Annotated in this window: 13 protein-coding genes and 1 pseudogene; 12 read left to right on the forward strand and 2 right to left on the reverse strand. The window is 36.9% G+C overall.

All coding sequences use genetic code 11. The features are described from left to right. Positions 1-66: 66 nt before the first annotated feature. Together JOE23_RS10875 and JOE23_RS10880 are read left to right on the forward strand one after the other, a co-directional pair. Entirely contained in the window at positions 67-654 is a 588-nt protein-coding gene (locus JOE23_RS10875; RefSeq protein WP_239585397.1) for a TetR/AcrR family transcriptional regulator, read from the forward strand. A 348-nt stretch (positions 655-1,002) separates the two neighbouring features. Further along, complete coding sequence (locus JOE23_RS10880; protein ID WP_204438364.1) at positions 1,003-1,839, forward strand: MerR family transcriptional regulator; 837 nt, start codon at positions 1,003-1,005, stop codon at positions 1,837-1,839. A gap of 379 nt (positions 1,840-2,218) precedes the next feature. On the opposite strand, the gene JOE23_RS10885 is transcribed toward JOE23_RS10880, so the two are convergent. After that, complete coding sequence (locus JOE23_RS10885; RefSeq protein ID WP_204438366.1) at positions 2,219-2,773, reverse strand: hypothetical protein; 555 nt, start codon at positions 2,771-2,773, stop codon at positions 2,219-2,221. A gap of 95 nt (positions 2,774-2,868) precedes the next feature. After that, on the reverse strand, positions 2,869-3,453 hold the full coding sequence (locus JOE23_RS10890) for a TetR/AcrR family transcriptional regulator (protein WP_204438367.1): 585 nt from the start codon (positions 3,451-3,453) through the stop codon (positions 2,869-2,871). Between the two features lie 349 nt (positions 3,454-3,802). On the opposite strand from JOE23_RS10890, the gene JOE23_RS10895 reads away from it, so the two are divergent. The 10 genes and pseudogenes from JOE23_RS10895 (at position 3,803) to JOE23_RS10935 (ending at position 13,383) form a co-directional block, all read left to right on the forward strand. Then, a complete protein-coding gene (locus JOE23_RS10895; protein WP_204438368.1) occupies positions 3,803-4,261 on the forward strand; it encodes an SAM-dependent methyltransferase in 459 nt (152 codons plus the stop codon). Between the two features lie 108 nt (positions 4,262-4,369). Beyond that, positions 4,370-5,167, forward strand: a pseudogene (locus JOE23_RS17920) (HAD family hydrolase); the annotation flags it as partial. Between the two features lie 6 nt (positions 5,168-5,173). After that, positions 5,174-5,731, forward strand: coding sequence for a sugar O-acetyltransferase (locus tag JOE23_RS17925; RefSeq protein WP_338021913.1), 558 nt, complete (start codon positions 5,174-5,176; stop codon positions 5,729-5,731). Positions 5,732-6,014: 283 nt separating this feature from the next. After that, complete coding sequence (gene rpsN / locus JOE23_RS10905) at positions 6,015-6,284, forward strand: 30S ribosomal protein S14 (RefSeq protein ID WP_204438371.1); 270 nt, start codon at positions 6,015-6,017, stop codon at positions 6,282-6,284. Between the two features lie 147 nt (positions 6,285-6,431). After that, positions 6,432-7,544, forward strand: coding sequence for an NAD(P)-binding domain-containing protein (locus tag JOE23_RS10910; protein WP_204438372.1), 1,113 nt, complete (start codon positions 6,432-6,434; stop codon positions 7,542-7,544). Then, on the forward strand, positions 7,538-9,205 hold the full coding sequence (locus JOE23_RS10915) for a nucleoside recognition domain-containing protein (RefSeq protein WP_204438373.1): 1,668 nt from the start codon (positions 7,538-7,540) through the stop codon (positions 9,203-9,205). Before JOE23_RS10910 ends, JOE23_RS10915 begins: the two co-directional genes overlap by 7 nt. Before the next feature lie 20 nt (positions 9,206-9,225). After that, entirely contained in the window at positions 9,226-10,416 is a 1,191-nt protein-coding gene (locus JOE23_RS10920) for a GTP-binding protein (RefSeq protein ID WP_204438375.1), read from the forward strand. 14 nt (positions 10,417-10,430) lie between these two features. Next, complete coding sequence (dcd, locus tag JOE23_RS10925) at positions 10,431-10,979, forward strand: dCTP deaminase (protein ID WP_204438377.1); 549 nt, start codon at positions 10,431-10,433, stop codon at positions 10,977-10,979. After that, entirely contained in the window at positions 10,976-12,157 is a 1,182-nt protein-coding gene (locus JOE23_RS10930) for a GTP-binding protein (protein ID WP_204438379.1), read from the forward strand. The genes dcd and JOE23_RS10930 overlap by 4 nt, the downstream gene beginning before the upstream one ends. Before the next feature lie 290 nt (positions 12,158-12,447). Continuing rightward, the gene (locus tag JOE23_RS10935; RefSeq protein ID WP_204438380.1) at positions 12,448-13,383 is read left to right on the forward strand and encodes a ketopantoate reductase family protein; all 936 of its coding nucleotides are present in this window, start codon (positions 12,448-12,450) and stop codon (positions 13,381-13,383) included. Positions 13,384-13,512: the final 129 nt, after the last annotated feature.

The raw sequence follows: 13,512 nt of genomic DNA on the forward strand, positions 1-13,512 counted from the left end.
TGTGTGCGTGGTTGTCTGTTAAGCGACACATTTATAATAAAATGTCGGGGGTTTAATAAATTGTTTATGAATACGACTAGTAGTGAAGACAGACGCGTAAGAAAAACAAAAAGAGCATTACGAAATGGACTTGTAGAATTGATGGTAAATAAGGAGCTACGAAATATAACGGTTAGAGAGTTGACGGATAAAGTGGATATTCACAGAGCGACATTTTACGCTCATTATAAAGATATCTATGATCTTTATCAGCAGGTGGAAGATGCAGTGGTTCAAGAGTTAAATGATATAATTATGCAAAACTACACGCAGCCTCCCCATGCATTTTATCGTTTAATTGTCGAATACATTATAAAAAATAAGCAATTATGCCAAATGCTGTTCGGTACTAAAAAGGAGAGTAGCTTTATGGTGCGATTGAATGTATTATTTGAGCAGAAGTGCTTGGAAACGTGGCGTAAGGAATGGAAGCTTTCTGATGTTAACGAAGAATTGAAATATCATGTGGGGTATCATATACAGGGATGCTTGTCCATCATCAACAAATGGATAGAATCTAATCTGTCATATCCAATGGATGATTTAATAAAAATTATTGCTGATATGGATAAAAGCATGGAAGAATATTTGATGAAAAAACATAAGAAAGCATAAAGAAAACGCATAATATGATTAAATTAGTGTTCTCGTAAAAACAGCTCACGAAACCTAGCTGTCAGCATCAAGTGACCTCGATGAAAATTCACTTGCCGCGTATCGCTTGTTTTTAATTTGTAAAACAGACAAACGTATGGAAGCGCTCATCACGTTTGGGTGTTGGGTACTGTGCTGTGCTTTTTATTAACAAATGCCCTTGAAAGTTGTTTAGTACCAGAGGGAGTTCTTTTGAAAAATAGGGGACTAAAAATTGGCCAGTATCTTATTATCCAAGCTAAATTCAGAAAAAACTTGACCGATCCCTTAGGGCACATGGTATGTTGCATAGTAAAAGGAGCTGATATTTTGCAGTTAAAAGCTGTATTAGAAGAAACACAGTTGACTAAAAAAGCAATTCGCTATTATGAAGATTGTGGATTATTAAGAACGGTTAGAAAAAACAATGGGTATAAGGATTACAGCCAAGAAAATATTGAACAATTAAAATCAATTAAGAAACTTAGAAATCTAGGTTTTTCAATTGATGAAATTAAAAGCTTTTATCAGTCAGAAACTGCTAAGCAAGACGTCATTATTCGAAAAATCAATCAAAATGAAAAGCTGCTCAACCAACTTTATCAGAAAAAAGAATTACTTTCTGCACTTCATGATAGTAAAGATATTCAGGCGATCCCATATGGAGCGTTGGAAGTTCCGCAAGAAACGCCTTATATGTATTTACGAAATATTTATCGTATCTTTGGAACGATTAATTTGATTTCTTTTGTGATGATTATTTTTTATTTTTTACTGATCAGAGAACATGTGCCTCAAAACATAGGGATGTTGTTGATGTTTCAAAGTGCTTTAGTCGCACTTAGTATAGGACTTCAACATCGTCGCAGCAGTCTTAAAAAACAAGGTATTCATATTTTAGAGAGAAAGCCAAAGGAAATTATCTTTCAATACTTGAGTAATCTTTTCACCTATGGCCTTTCAGGGGCGATCATTAATGAAATGCTGTATTTTGTCAGGTTATACGTCGGTGATGGTCAGTTATTTTTAGCATTTGGCAACATGGGTTTGGGCCTTTTCTTTCTATTATTATCAGCTTTTATAGTCGTACTTAGTTTTTTTGAGGATGATTTTGATCTCTCTGTAAACACATTTAACAAAAGGATCACCAAATCAGAAATAAGTTAGACAAGCTTTGCCTGATTCCTCTTGTTAGAAGTGGAGAGAGAGCTTGTACGAGTTTATTATACATTTTCTTACAAAAAAGCTTAGAGATTAATGTTCTCTAAGCTTTTTTGAGTTTATCACAGATAACTATCCGTAAAACAGCCCTCTCAAAATAGAGAGTAGAGTACATCGATTAAGGTGGATTATAACGGACACTCATGTCCTGATTCACTCAACGAACCTGCAATCAGTGGGCGCAGAATGAAAACGTCTACGGGTTGAAGGTTGGTTTTATCGTCATTAAATTTAGATCAACCATTAGTCTCAACAGACAAAACTAATTAATCAATAAGACGGCAGGTTCTGTTTTTAATCAACTATATATTTAAACCGAAGCGTATTAATGGGTACAGGATTTACTTCTATGATGGAAAACAGAAAAGCTAAATAATACCTTGAAAACATAAAAAGTGAATAAGGTTAAAGCAAAGAAGGGCACTGTTTGCCCGAAATAAGCAACGATCAGTAAGCCTAAACTTGTTAATCCTCCTGCTGTTAGGCTATGGAAGTGGTAGTTTCTAATCAAATTTAAGAATATTGCACAAACTAAAGTATAGACGTAAATGATCATGCCATAATGGAGGGAGATATCCATTGCCCATGAAAGGATAATAGGTTGAACATGGATAGCAATGAATACCCATCTTCTCCAATGATTGTCATTATAATAAAGGTCAGTTCCCTTCGTTAAGTTCGCGAGAACACCCCCAGAAATATCTAAGAACAACAGCCAAGTGACTAATTGTTTTATAAACAAAAGTTCTTTCCACTGATCATAGCCAAGCACGGCCATTAAGAAACTTGAAATGAGAACAAAAACACCAATGACAACCAAGGACGATTTTGTCTGGTATTCACCTAAAAGTTCATGAAAAAACTTTGGAATTTTAATCATAATAGATCCCTCTTTCTAACCGTCTGTCCGGTCAAGTTTAATCGATTGTCAATCAGTGGGCGAAGAACGAAACCACCACTGATTGAAGGTTCGTTTTATTTTAATAAAGTTAGCCAGCCTGATACGTGTAAAGCCCAAATTTCCTTAAATGCTCCCCTGCCCGGCTGGAGTAAAAAATGTATGGCGTAACCATCTAATGTCATCATAATTATTTCTGATATTTGTAAAAGCCTGTCTTTGTTTTGCGAACTATAGTTTGTTAATTGACTAGCAATAGCTTCAGTCATTTCATTTTTAGCCTTTAACAAGTAGCTTCTATATTTTTCGTTATGCAAGCAAGTAATATAAAAATTAAGTAAAACCAAATAAGCTATCTTTTCTTCTTCAGTTAGCGTGTAAATGCTCTCTCCTAAAGAAAGAAGAAACCCTTCTAAGTTTGTACTTTGGTCCGATTGAACCGGTTTAATTAAATAAGTAATTGTATACTCAAAAACGATATTTAAGACTTCATCGATTGACCCAAAATGATGAAATAGTGTGCTTTTACTAATGCCTGAAAGATCAGCTATTTTTTTTGCGCTTAAGCCTTCGATTCCTTCTTTTGCAATAATCTCCATAGATGCGGCTAGTATACGATCTTTTGTTTTATTCCCTTTAAACATGCTTTGATATTCAGTCATGTTTTCCCTACCTTCTTATTGTTTTATACATATTTTAACACTGACCGACCGATCGGTCAATAGATGTTTATTAAATTTATTACAATACGTGTAAAGAGGCGTGAAGTATAGAACTTGAATGGTTGATTTGGTAAAATATATTAAAGAGAACAGATAATAAAGTATGAGTATTAAAACAATAACTTAGCAATACAAGGTGAAACGCGTCAATCTATTAATATTATATGTTTATACTAACCGTGGACATTTAAAGCAGTGTATTGAAGACTAGAATCAATAAAAAGGAGTAGATTCAATTAGGGTATGTTTTTGATTCATAGATTTGATATCAAAGAAAAGGAGAATGGCTATGATTACACTGGAGCCTATAGGTTTTGCTTATAACGAGAGAGACGAAATTAGAGATGATTATTGGGGAGAGGTCATTTCTGAGATTATATTAGACACTTCTTTTCCTGAAGAATCGCTATGTAAAATCGAATCGTTTTCACACTTAGATATTATCTTTTACTTTCATAAGGTGGAAAAAAAGAAAATTTTCACAGGCGCGAGACATCCAAGAAACGACGAAAATCTTCCTAAAGTTGGGATTTTTGGTCAGCGTAGTAAAAACAGACCTAATCAATTAGGTTTAACAACTGTGAAGGTGCTTAACAGAGAAGGAAGACGATTATTTGTATCGGGGCTTGACTGTATTAATGAGACACCAATCTTAGATATAAAACCAGTCATGGAAGAATTTCTTCCAAAGGGACCGATTGTTCAACCTGAATGGACACATAAGATTATGAAAAAATATTGGGATTAATGATGAGGTTATTCAAGTAGACGGTATGTTTTAAGTCAAGATTAACTCCCAGACGATTATTTTTAAAATTTGTCGAAAAGAATAATATGGAAGACCGGAGGATGTTTTATGATTAAATTAGTGTTGTCAGATATGGATGGAACATTTTTAAATAATCATGGTGATTTTAATAGAGAACTGTACAAACAGGTGAAACAGTTAATGACGGAAAAAGGGGTTGTTTTTGCACCGGTAACGGGAAAACAGTGTGAGCGTGTTGAAGAATTATTTGGTGAAAATGCCAATGATTTATGGATTTTAGGTGATAGTGCTACTCGTATTAAACATAATGGTGAATTTGTTTACGAATCCTTACTTAGTAATAAATTAGGACTGGAAATTATTCATTTACTTGAGGAAATAAGCCTTGACCATACAATTATTGCATGTACAAAGAACGGAGCGATCATAAAGGAAAACATAGCATCTGAAGAAGAGGCAATCGTAAGGCGATCCTATACGCATGTCAAACATATTACTGACTTTAATGAGATATCAGATGATTTCATTAAGATTACCATCCATGATCCTGCTTTAAATGGTTTTAAGACAAAGGAAAAATTATCGCGTTTCTTTGAATCTGCTTATATTGTTGCTTCTGAAGCCGCTTGGATTGATATAGCAAATACTAATGTGCATAAGGGAACAACGGTTAAACAGTTACAAACGCTTTTAAATGTCACACCAGATGAAACCATGGCATTTGGCGATGGTTACAACGATTTAGAACTGCTGAGTAGGGCTACCTATAGCTTTGCTGTTCGCAACGCCGTGAAGGAAGTGAAAGAGGCTGCTAATTTCGTTGCGCGTTCTAATGAAGAAGATGGCGTAATGAAAACGATCATTCAAATGTTGGCATTGCAAGAGAATAAGGTGAAAACAGAAAAAGAAAAAATGTTAGCTGGAGAGATGTATGATCCTGCTGATCCCGTTTTATTAAAAGATCAGGCAGAAGCAAGGCAAAAAGTTAGATTATTTAATCAAACCTCAGAATCTGAAGGTAAAAAGCGGCAAGATATATTAAAGACGTTACTTGGTTCAACAGGGGAAAATGTGTATATCGAGCCCAACATACGTTTTGATTATGGTTACAATACCCATGTCGGTGATAACTTCTTTGCAAACTTTGATTGTACGATATTAGATGTTTGTGAAGTGCGATTCGGCGATAATTGTATGCTTGCGCCCGGTGTGCAAATATATACGGCCACACACCCACTAGACCCAATTGAACGCAATTCTGGCAAGGAATACGCAAAGCCAATAACAATTGGGAACAATGTTTGGATTGGTGGAAGTGCAGTTATCAACCCAGGTGTTAAGATTGGTGATGATGCGGTTATTGCATCAGGAGCAGTCGTAACAAAAGATGTACCAGCGCGTGTTGTCGTTGCTGGTAACCCTGCTAAAGTCATTAAACAAATTGATTAGTCGTTTAATTTGAAAAAAAGAAAACACTAGAAATATAGCGGTCAGTACCAAGACATCATCAATGTAATGTCTTGGTGCTGCCCGTTTTTTTGCGACATCAACGTTTTGTAAAATATATGTTTTAAACAAAGTATAGAATCCAAAAATGAAAAACGTAATCATTACTATTTACATTATGGTTAAACTCATTTATAATGTCAATTATGTAAGATAAGATTCTTCCAGTTTGATTATTTTTTAATATAACGATTAGCTAACTATAATTAGAAAGGAGATGGCTAAAGTGGCCAAAAAATCAAAAATTGCAAAAGAGCAAAAAAGAAAAAAATTAGTTGAGCAATATGCTGATTTGAGAAGAGAACTAAAAGCGAAGGGGGATTATCAAGCGCTTCGCAAGTTGCCAAGGGACTCTTCGCCAACACGTTTAACCAATCGTTGTCGTGTAACGGGCAGACCGCGTGGCTATATTGGAAAATTTAATATGTCCCGTATTGCCTTTAGAGAGTACGCGCATAAAGGACAGATACCAGGTGTTAAGAAGTCAAGTTGGTAATTGGCTAGTGTTTGAAATAGATTAAAAATTTAAATATTTACTCAGAGAGATTGTTGGTCAGGAGCTAGAAACAACGGGTTGTTTTTGTATAGCTTACTTTTTTTCATTTTAAATCGTAATGATTATGTTTTGGGGAGGGTGGTAGGGGTGAATAAGATATATGATGTCATTATAATAGGAGCTGGCCCGTCAGGGATCGGTGTGGCAACATTATTAAAACAAATGAACTGTAAATCTTACCTCATTCTTGAAAAAGAAGAAATAGGTAGTTCTTTTTTGCGGTGGCCGGATGAAATGCGGTTTATTACTCCTTCTTTTCCAGCACAAGGATTTGGTCAGACGGATTTAAATGCGATTGTGCCCAAAACCTCGCCAGCTTATACGCTAGACATGGAACATCCAACTGGTAAAGCTTATTCAGAATACCTAGAGCTGATTGCGGAACACTTTATGCTTCCCGTCGAAAAGGGTGTACAAGTTAATCGAATAGATAAAGAAAGTGACTTCTTTCGGATTGAAACAACACAAGGAACATACCAAAGTCAGTATGTGGTTTGGGCGGCAGGAGAGTACCAATATCCAGATTTACAGCCATTTCCTGGCGCTGAATTTGGTGTTCACAATAGCCTGATTTCCTCTTGGAAAGATATCGAAGGCAATGATTTTATGGTCATAGGCGGTTATGAAAGTGGCATGGATGCGGCCTATCACCTTGCACGCTTAGGGAAAAGAACGACAGTAATTGCTAAAACGAATACATGGGAAATAGACAATAGTGATCCAAGTCTTGCATTATCCACGTATACATATGGTCGTATACGCCACTTATTAGATTCAAATTTAATAAATATCGTCGGACAAACAACAGTAGTCCAAATAGAAGCCTTATCTTCTGGCTATAACATTTATACAAGTAACGACCAAGTTTATTTCACCAATGAAAAACCGATCATCGCTACGGGATTTGCTGGTAGTACAACGCAGATAGAAAACCTTGTGACACGTGGTTTAAACCATGAAGTGCTTGTTAATGAATCGGATGAAACAATAGCTACTTCTGGTTTATTTCTAGCAGGTCCAGAGCTTCGACACACCGATCATATTTTTTGTTATATTTATAAATTTCGTCAACGTTTCGCGGTGATTGCTGAAACGATTGGTAATAGGTTGAAATTGGATTTAGCCATCTTAGAAGATTATAAGCGAGAGAACTTCTACTTGAAGGATCTTTCTATGTGTGGAGAGGAATGTCAATGTTAGAGCGTGCCGAAGCTATTTCTTTTAGACCAATCGATGTCTTACTCATCGGTTGCGAATCTGTAGGTAAATCAGGGTTGTTTCGCCATTTGACTGGTGAAAAAAAGACATTAGTCAGCAATGTTAAAGGGTCAACTGTTTCTGCTTTAACAGCAACGAGCAAGTTAGCTAATCATATTCAGTTAACAGATCTGCCAGGGATTCAATTTGATGTTGATAGTAAAAGTACACAACTTACGCTCGATCATTTAGGCGGAGAACACACCATTTTATTAGTCGTGAAAGCAACAAACTTAAAGCAAGAATTGATCGAAATACAACGCGGATTAAAGCTTAAAGGAAAACGCGTTGCTGTTGTTGCTACACATTCCGACAAATACCAGCCGTCTAAAATGGAGCAAGATCGTGTCCGCGAGCTATTACAGGTTCCTGTTATTTGGTTGAACACGAGAAGAATGGATCAAGCAGAACAACAAAAGGTCATTACAGCAATTAATCAGGCAAACAATTGGGGAGCTACGACTAGTATTATTAACTTCTTACCCTCAGCATTTCATGATGTAACTCCGCTCATTCCACTTTTACAGGTGCCAATAGCTGGGCCGCTTTTCGCTTGTTTAGTTATCTTGCTGATGTTTGCTGTTCCTGTATTTATTGCTTATTTATTTGCTGATTGGCTTGAACCGATTACAGAGCACTATTTGTTAACACCGATTACATCTATGCTAGAACATGCGCCAAGTTTTCTTGTAGAGGTGCTTGTCGGAGATTATGGCCTTATTACTTTAGGATGGTATTCGTTTCTTTGGGCTTTTCCTGTCGTGCTGCTGATCAGCATTACCACCACGATTACAGAAGAGATTGGTATACAGGAACATTTAACCCATGCCTTAGATCCATGGTTGCGTAGACTGGGGTTAACGGGCAGAGATTTGCTTCCTGTTATTACGGGTTTTGGTTGTAATGTGGTTGCCGTTATGCAAAGTAGAAGCTGTAGTAGTTGTAGCCGATCATCTTGTGTCTCGATGATCGCTTTTGGTTCAGCGTGTAGCTATCAAATAGGAGCGACCTTATCTATTTTTAACGTAGCACAAGTGCCTTTATTATTTATCCCCTATTTGTTTTTGTTATTTATTGTGGGAGCTATTCATACAAGAATTTGGAGTAACGGGACCAGTGAACGGACACGGGTTGCTCCTCTTCCCTATTTGCAAGGGATCGATTGGCGCAGCTTTCGCTGGAAAGTATCTCGTGTGATTAAGCAATTTTTGTTCCAAGCAATGCCGATTTTCTTGCTGATATGTCTTGTTTCTTCTGCCTTTGAAATGATGGGGGTATTAGCGATTTTAAGTTGGCTGGTAAAACCTTTGTTGTACCTTTTTTCTTTACCTATAGAGGCAGCACCAGGATTAATTTTTTCTTTTATTAGAAAAGATGGCTTACTGGTTTTAAATGAAGGACAAGGTCATTTGTTACTTGACATGTCAATTGGTCAGATTTTTATTCTCGTTTACTTAGCTTCCACATTGTCCGCTTGTCTTGTTACATTATTGACGATTGGTAAAGAGCTAGGTTGGAAGGCGTCTTGCTCAATCGGATTAAAGCAAGTGCTAACTAGTATCGGTAGTGCGGCTATTCTTACTGCTGTATTATACGTTCTATAATGAAGAAGGAGGAATTACCAATGAAAAAGATCCCTGTTACAGTATTAAGTGGTTATTTAGGTGCAGGTAAAACAACATTGTTGAATCATATTTTACACAATCGTGAGGGATTGAAAGTCGCTGTTATTGTCAATGATATGAGTGAAATTAATATTGATAGTGAGCTCGTTCAATCACAAGGCGGGTTTTCTCGTACAGAAGAAAAATTAGTCGAAATGTCTAATGGCTGTATTTGTTGCACGTTGCGGGAGGACTTGTTAGTTGAAGTGGAAAAGCTTGTGAAAAAAGGTGGAATTGATTATCTTTTAATTGAATCATCAGGCATTAGTGAACCCATTCCAGTGGCACAAACATTCTCTTATATCGATGAGGAAATGGGAATAGATTTAACAAAATATTGTCGTTTGGACACTATGGTTACTGTTGTTGATGCCAATCGTTTCTGGCATGACTTTGGTTCAGGAGATCGTTTGCTTGAACGACAGCAAGCTGTTGCAGAGGATGATGAACGTAATATTGCTGATTTATTACTTGATCAAATTGAATTCTGCACGGTTTTAATCTTAAATAAAACGGATTTAGTCAAAGCAGAAGATTTACAGAAACTAGAACGAGTGATACGTACATTACAGCCTGAAGCCAAAATTATACGTACACAACATAGTAAGATAGAGCCAAGTGAAATATTAAATACACGTACATTTGACTTTGAAATAGCTAGTGCATCAGCAGGCTGGTTGAAGGAACTCAATGCTGGGATAGAAAATCATACACCTGAAACAGAAGAATATGGAATAAGTTCATTTGTCTATCAGTCAAGACGCCCTTTTCATACAGAACGCTTAGTGAGCTGGTACAATAATTTACCGAAAGAGATTGTTCGATTAAAAGGGGTGATGTGGTGTGCAACACATAATGATATGGCACTATTACTATCCCAAGCTGGCCCCTCAGTAAATGTTGAGCCATTAGCCTATTGGGTGGCTTCGCTATCAGCCAAGCAGCAAGAGGAGTTATTAAGGAATAACCCTGAGGTCAAGGATTTATGGGATCCTGTCTTTGGTGATCGCCATACAAAACTTGTTTTCATTGGTATGGACTTGGATGTTGAAGAGATAACAGATGAGTTGGATCACTGTTTATTAACAGCGACAGAAATGGATGAAGACTGGACGCAATTTAAACATCCATTTCATTGGCGCGTGTCATAATTGGGGTGGGAGAAATGATTTTATCAGGACAAACCATTGAGCGAATGATAAGGAGGGACCAGATTTTAATTACCCCTTTCAAAGAGCAAAGCATACAACCAGCGTCGGTCGACCTCTGTTTAGGCGATCACTTTCTAATAGTTGATGAGATGTCTACACCTGTATTATCATCTCGCAAGTCAGCCAACTATCATGAAATGTATATTTCGGAAGGTGAAGTCATGACGATTCCGCCTAAAACCTTTATGTTAGCAACCACATTAGAGCAAATTCGCTTACCTAATGAGTTAACAGCTTTTGTTGAAGGGAGAAGCTCAATTGGTAGGCTTGGTGTATTTATTCAAAACGCTGGTTGGATTGATCCGGGCTTCGCAGGGCAAATTACGTTGGAGTTGTTTAATGCAAACCGTGTTCCTGTACAATTAATCGTGGGTATGCGGGTCTGTCAACTCGTCATTGCAGAAGTCGATCAAACGACAGGAGGTTATGATGGGAAATATTTATTTCAAAAGGGAGCAACATCGAGTCGAGTGTACTTGGATAGAGAGGCGGAGAAGTCATGAGTAAAAGAATACCTGCCACTGTACTAAGCGGCTTTTTAGGTGCAGGCAAAACCACCTTGCTCAACCATCTCCTCAGTAATCAACAAGGTTTAAAAATAGCTGTTATTGTTAATGACATGAGTGAAATTAATGTTGATGCCAAACTGATTAAAGAGGGCGGGTTTGTTAGAGCAGAAGAAAATATGATTGAGATGACCAATGGCTGTATTTGTTGTACATTGCGAGAAGACTTAGTCGTTGAATTAGAGAAATTAGCTCGACTTGATATTGATTATGTCTTAATTGAATCAAGCGGCGTATCTGAGCCGATTCCAGTCGCGCAAAGTTTTACTTATTATGATGAACAACTAGCAATAGACTTAAATGCTTTGTTTGCGCTTGATACCATGGTAACCGTGGTGAACGGTCAACAATTTTGGGAAGACTATCAATCAGAGGATTTGTTAATTGATCGGCAAATGCAGGTTTCTGATGATGATGAAAGAGGGATTGTTGATTTATTGATTGATCAAATTGAATTTGCTAATGTTATTGTCTTAAATAAAGTAGATCAGCTTTCGAGTGAAAAAGTAACGGAATTAAAGAATCTACTCTCTAGGTTAAATCCAGAAGCAAACATTATCGCGACCCGTTTTGGACAAGTTGATCCATTGCAAGTATTAAATACGAAACAATTTAATTTTGATAAGGTGAGCCAAGGGGCGGGTTGGATTAAAGAATTGAATGAAGAGCATATACCGGAAACCGAAGAATATGGAATTAGCTCCTTTGTCTACAGAAGTCGTACCCCCTTTCATCCTGGACGATTTCATCAATGGCTTGAGCATTGGCCAAAAGAAATTATTCGCGCAAAAGGTTTTTTTTGGTTGGCAACACGAAATGATATAGCGGGTATGCTATCTCAAGCGGGGTCAATGTTAACGTTAGAAGGTGCTGGCAATTGGATAGCGAGCTATTCTCCCGGAGAACAAGCCAAATTAAAGGATCAAGAGCCAGGACTATTTGAACGGTGGGATCAACAGGTAGGAGATAGAATGACTGAACTTGTTTTTATAGGCGTTAAAATCAATAAAAGCGAGATCATTATGTCACTTAATCACTGTTTAATGACAAAAGATGAAATGAGCGGCTCACTATCTCTGCTTCCTGACCCATTATCACCCTATTTACTGCAATAAATGTTTGGTTACTTGAGACAATGTTGCCGTTTCGTTCGCTGTGGTTTAAGTTCTTTATCACAGATAACCGCCTGCCTCCACATACAGAGCAGTGATTAAGCTAATTATTTACGTATGATAAGCGCACATTTTTAATAACTCAAAACAATTAAGTTTAAAAAAGCTTTACTATCTGCTTTTTTTACGCCTTCTCTTGTCAGAAAATATAACACATTCGTTGTTTTATATCCTAAATCATGTAAAATAACATTTGTATGTTTTCAGTGCTGAGAAGGGAAGGATGACCAAAGATGCAGATAAAAAAAGTAGCGATTATTGGTCTAGGTGCACTTGGTATTATGTATGCGGAACATTTTTCGAAGTATATTCCAGCAGATGCATTACGTATTGTGGCCGATCGTGATCGAATTAAACGTTATCAAGATGAAGGATTATATTGTAATGGTGAGCGCTGTGATTTTACATTTGTTACACCAGATCAACAGATGGAACCAGCTGATTTAGTATTAATCACCGTGAAATACAATGGTCTTTTTCAAGCTTTAACAGCGATTGCCAATCAAGTAGGTCAAGATACGATTATTATGTCCGCTATCAATGGGATAAAGAGTGAGCAAGATATCAGTCGCATATACGGGAAAGACAACGTCCTTTATTGTGTAGCGCAAGGAATGGATGCTGTGAAAGAAGGAAATGCGTTAACATTTGCTAATAAAGGTGTGCTTTGTTTTGGTGAAGAAAGAATGGATCAGTTAACAGAAAAAGTCAAGTCGGTGGCTACCTTTTTTGATCAGGTGAATTTACCTTATGAGATTGATTTCAATATGAAGAAACGGCAATGGGGAAAATTCATGCTCAATGTTGGTGTCAATCAAGTGGTAGCTGTTTATCAAACAAACTATGGTGGTATTCAAGTTGAGGGTGAAGCGCGTGATACGATGATTGCGGCTATGCGAGAAGTCATTGCCTTATCACAGTATACGGAAGCGCCATTAAATGAAGCTGATTTAAGTTATTGGTTAAATAATTTAGCAAGCTTGCACCCAGAAGGTAAACCATCGATGCGGCAAGATGTTGAAGCAAAACGTTATGGGGAAGTGGATTTATTTAGCGGTATGGTTATTGAACTTGGTAAGCAATACCGAGTAAATACGCCAGTTAATAAAAGACTCTATCAACAAATTAAAGCGATTGAACGCCAATATAGTCAAGCTATAGAGATATAAGACTTTCATTTAAGAAAACACCAGATTATGCTATGCCGTAATCTGGTGTTTTCTTATGAAAAAAATGTACGCACCTTTTACCCTCGTTTTATATCCTTTATTAATCATGTAGTTTATCTATATAATTAG

The organism is Amphibacillus cookii, assembly GCF_016908375.1.
Lineage (GTDB): Bacteria > Bacillota > Bacilli > Bacillales > Amphibacillaceae > Amphibacillus_C > Amphibacillus_C cookii.